Here is a 3966-nt window from a genome sequence, read left to right on the forward strand (position 1 = left end):
TAGCGCCGATGGTAGTTGGGACCTTGTCCCTGTGAGAGTAGGACGTCGCCAAGCAACTGTAAGACGAGTCAGTATGACTCGTCTTTTTTGTGTTAAATAAAATGATTTTGTAATTAATATCGACTCTATGAGTACGTTTATCTAGCGAGAAATAGCTTTGTTTTATTATGATTTCACATCTAAATAGCATACCTTCAGAAAAATATGGCCAAGTTTGTTAGACTGTCATTCGTTAACAAGAATATCTACAAGGTATTGCCCTCTGTAGCCTGCTCACACCTTCTTTTATTTCTTCAGTTGTTAAATGTCCATACCCCATAATAACTCGATTATGATGTTTTCCTTTTTCAATGGCGTGGTCTTCCACGGGATATACTTTCACTCCGAGATGTTGGATTTCCTCAAGTAATTCTTTTGTGAATTGAACTTGATTGAATTCAACAATCAGGTGTAATCCTGTAGAATAGCCGAAAATATTGATTTCATTTAAGAATGCTAATTTTAATTGCTCGATAAGGAAGTCTCTTCGATTTTTATAGATTTTTTTCATCTTCATAATATGCCGTTCCAAATGATTCTCGGTAATAAATTTAGCGAGGACAAGCTGATTTAAAGAAGATGTATGTAGATCTGAAAACCATTTTACCCTGCGGCATTTTTCAATAAGTTGTGAGGGAAGAACTAAGTATCCCATCCTAAGGGCCGGTGATAAAATTTTACTAAATGAACCTACATATATAACATGCTCGGGATCCAATCCTTGTAATGAACTTACAGGGGAGCCTTCATATCGAAACTCACTGTCATAATCATCTTCAATGAGATAACAATTTGTATTTCTTGCGTAGTTAATCAATTGAACCCGTCGTTGAATCGGTAAAGCTCCTCCAAAAGGAAACTGGTGAGAAGGAGTAGTGAAGATGAATTTTGGGTTTTTATTTGCAGGTAACAAAGATGTATCCATTCCATTATCATCAACTGGTATAGGATGAAGGGAGGCTCCTGAATTTTTAAAAATGGTTTGAATGTCATTGGTGATGGGGTCTTCTATTAGTACTTCATCACCCGCCGATAAAAATAATTTAGAAATAAGTGTTAAAGCTTGAGTTGCACCGGAAGTAATCACCAATTGTTCTGGATGACAAAAAACTCCTCTTGTTTTTAGCAAATAGCGTGATAAAGCCTTTCTTAATTCGGGACGTCCTTCGGGAATATCGTATCCAAATGTAGAAGGGGGTGCTTCATTCCATATGGTGTGAGATAACTTTGCCCATACCTTACGTGGAAATAAGTCTAATGTTGGTATCCCTGAACGGAAATTAATGATGTTGCTGTCTTTGTTTGTTTCTTCGCACCAAGATAAAGAATCAATTAGAGTTGATTCTTTACGTTGTTTTAAATAAGTCCCTTCGGCAATGAATGTCCCGGCTCCCTGTCGAGCGACCAAAAAACCTTCGGAAAGTAATTGATCATAAGCTTCTAAAATTACATTCCTAGACACGCTCAACTCAGAAGCTAATTCCCGTGTTGATGGTAGTTTTTCTCCGGATTGTAGCTCTCCGTTTAATATTCGTTCACGTATTTGGTGATAAACCTGGCGAATTAAACTTATATCTAACGATCGAACAATAGGCATCCAAAGCATATAAATGCTCCCTTCATGAAAATTGGTACCATAAAAGTATAGCTAAAATGGTACTAATACAAACCATTTTAGCATGCTATAGTTGGAACAAATAGTTCTAAAGGAGATGAAAATGTGATGACTAAACAAGAACTCCAAGTAGCTCAGGCATTTAAATCGATTGCACGAAATGAACATATAAAATCCTATGTACAACAATCTACGGAACTCTATGCGTTATTATTGCAGGCCGCGAAACGCTTTGTCACCGGAGAAACGAGACATGAGGGGATTATGACGGCAAAAGAACTAATTACAAAAGGGTATCATACTTCACTAGAATACATAGGGGAAAATACTCTAGATATAAAGGAATGTTATAAAGCAAAAAATGAGTTTTTGAATCTTATTGGAGACGTGGGTGCTCTGCCAATAAAACAAACAGTATCACTCGATTTATCGCATATTGGATTATCTATAGACCCAGAAATATCTTATATTCATTTAATGGAGTTGGCAGAGAAGGCAAAAGTATATGGAACTACCCTTATGATAAGTATGGAAGAATCATCTAAGGTAGCCGACATACTTTCTATCTATAAAAAAACAACTGAGCAATATCCTAATGTAGGGATAACGATTCAGGCACATTTATATCGTTCGAATAATGATATTCAAGAACTCCTACATTATCCAGGGAAAATAAGAGTTGTAAAAGGTGCCTATCAAGAAGCTTCAGATATTGCTATGCCTAGGTCAACTGACTTGAATCAACAGTATCTTCAGATTGTAGAACAATTAATTGAAAATAATCACCCTGTATCTATTGCTACACACGATGAAATTCTTATTAAAGAGATGGAGCAACGTCAATATTTTAGTGGATCTAATGTAGAAATAGAAATGCTATATGGAATTCGTCCGGATATGTTAAGTAATTTGAAAAACAAGGGACAGAACGCTAGAGTATATTTGACTTATGGGAAAGAGTGGTACTTGTATTTATGTCATCGGATAGCTGAACATCCAGAAAATCTGTATCATGCAGTGACAGACATGGTACATCCATCTTCAGCGCAGCAGAGTAGGGAATATTAAATAGACATTTAATCTTAAATGTAAAAATTATTTTGGTTATGGCCCAATATAAAAAGAGTCGGATTTCCTTAGAATAGAAATTCCGGCTCTTTTTATATTGAAACTTTTGTAGTTTATATTTGCGTTAAATATGTACAGGACTTCTATAGGTGTTGAAAAGGGTATGATTTATAAATTGTGCAGCCAAAGTATACCTTGTTGCAGAAGTTGTTTTTGTGAGTGTTTGATATGTGTTGGTTTCTTATTGTTGTGTATTCTTAGGTTTGTAGCTAGAAATAAATAAATTTGTGATTCTATATGTATTTCAAAACGAGGGATACATAATAGAAACAACGTTAGTAATTTGATTCGCTCTTCTAGCGTTAAAACGTAAATAATAGGTATAGGATAAACATTCTTAAATGTGATAAAACACAAAGGTAACGAACGTTCTTGATGAGTGTGTTGGGTACACTTGATCAATTGAGGTGCGTATTTTTAATCAAGTATAGTTTAGTTGTGTATCTTAAAACTTTGTTAAGTGGATATAAAATTGTTACGGCTAGGCCGTATGGAAATGGATGCTGCTAAAGATGAAAGAGATATAAGTCTGCTATTTCAGTGACACAGGGATAGTTAGTAAATGTATTAGTCTGTTTCTATATATTTACGAGTGAACAGGTAAGTAACGATTACTTCATATAAGGGGAACTCTATAACTAGAGTAGTATATAAGCATTTCTGTATCGTTATCTGTTATAAAAATACGTATATCTTCAATCGTTTCTAATAGAGTGCCTAATAAGTAACGAGGTATTAGGGAGTGTGATAATTTTTAAACTACATATTAGTATTTATGAAAATAAGGTTGTTAGTTTCGCAGGGGAAAAACTTACGTGCAAATTAAGTCTAGTGTATAAGTAAACTTGAATGTATTTTGGAAGAAGAAATGAAAGTAAAGTAGAAGAGGCTTTGTTGATAATACAATCTTTATAGGCTCTTTTCTAAATTAGAGAATGTAAAAATATTAACTTGAATATATTTATAAAAAGGTATTGACGATTGAACATTAGAGGTGTAATATAGAACAAGTCGCCGATGCAATAACGCAGAACGCGGCAAAGAAAATGAAAAACTTAGTTGACATTAACTAACGAAGATGTTAACATAAGGGAGTCGCAAATGAGCGACCAAGTAGTTCTTTGAAAACTGAACGAAACAAACAACGTGAAACGTCAATTTTTATTTTTAGATGCTAGACAAAC

At 34.5% G+C, this 3966-nt stretch carries 2 protein-coding genes and 1 pseudogene; 1 reads left to right on the top strand and 2 read right to left on the bottom strand.

Annotation, left to right across the window (positions count from 1 at the left end; genetic code table 11):
* Positions 1-232 precede the first annotated feature (232 nt).
* Entirely contained in the window at positions 233-1645 is a 1413-nt protein-coding gene (gene pdxR, locus MR115_RS29390) for a MocR-like pyridoxine biosynthesis transcription factor PdxR (protein ID WP_242243824.1), read from the bottom strand.
* 117 nt (positions 1646-1762) lie between these two features.
* On the opposite strand from pdxR, the gene MR115_RS29395 reads away from it, so the two are divergent.
* Positions 1763-2722: a proline dehydrogenase family protein gene (locus MR115_RS29395; RefSeq protein ID WP_242243827.1), complete on the top strand. Its 960-nt coding sequence runs from the start codon at positions 1763-1765 to the stop codon at positions 2720-2722.
* 601 nt (positions 2723-3323) lie between these two features.
* On the opposite strand, the pseudogene MR115_RS29400 reads toward MR115_RS29395, so the two are convergent.
* Positions 3324-3439: pseudogene (locus MR115_RS29400) on the bottom strand (ABC transporter permease); the annotation flags it as partial.
* Between the last annotated feature and the right edge of the window lie 527 nt (positions 3440-3966).

This window comes from Bacillus cereus group sp. BfR-BA-01309, assembly GCF_022664315.1.
Lineage (GTDB): Bacteria > Bacillota > Bacilli > Bacillales > Bacillaceae_G > Bacillus_A > Bacillus_A mobilis.

Bases quoted from the DNA above. Each gene is read 5' to 3' on its own strand.
- MR115_RS29395 (WP_242243827.1), top strand. From the start codon at position 1,763: ATGACTAAACAAGAACTCCAAGTAGCTCAGGCATTTAAATCGATTGCA.
- pdxR (WP_242243824.1), bottom strand. From the start codon at position 1,645: ATGCTTTGGATGCCTATTGTTCGATCGTTAGATATAAGTTTAATTCGC.